Here is a 488-nt window from a genome sequence, read left to right on the forward strand (position 1 = left end):
AGTTGCTCAAGGGCGACGTCTTCCTCTTCGTCGGCCGGTGTAGGCGACGGGCCAAGGTGCTGCACTTCGACGGCACGGGCCTGGTGCTCCTCACCAAGAGGCTCTTCCGGGGACGCTTCGCCAGGCCTTGGAGCGAGGAGGGCGCGCAGGCGGTGGAGTTGACGGTGAGCGAGCTGTCTCTGTTCCTGGAGGGCTGCGAGCTGGCGGGGCGGTGGAAGCTGTCGCCTCCGGCCGTGGACGACAAAGTCCTTGCGATAGGCGGTGCGATGTAGCACCCAGAAGGGAGTCATGACGCGCGTGGAGCAACTCAGAGACTTGGAGACAGCCAAGCAGGTGGCCAGCCTGCTGGAGGCGGAGAATGCCCGGCTGCACCAGCGCCTCGAGGCCCTCGCCCTCGAGAATGCCCGTCTCAAGGGCGAGGACGCGCAGGCGCGGCTGCAGTTGGAGCTCGAGGGACTCAAGCAGCAGTTGGCCCTCCTGCAGAGGCG

At 67.0% G+C, this 488-nt stretch carries 2 protein-coding genes; both read left to right on the forward strand.

Going from position 1 to position 488, the window contains the following annotated elements:
* Nucleotides 1-272, forward strand: a 272-nt coding sequence (gene tnpB / locus U8525_RS34450) for an IS66 family insertion sequence element accessory protein TnpB (protein ID WP_374270969.1), incomplete at its 5' end; no start/stop codon positions are given.
* Nucleotides 273-288: 16 nt separating this feature from the next.
* The coding region (locus tag U8525_RS34455) for a hypothetical protein (protein ID WP_374270970.1) at nucleotides 289-488 on the forward strand (200 nt) is incomplete at its 3' end.

The organism is Corallococcus sp. RDP092CA (assembly GCF_041903675.1).
In the GTDB taxonomy this organism is placed as follows: Bacteria; Myxococcota; Myxococcia; order Myxococcales; family Myxococcaceae; genus Corallococcus.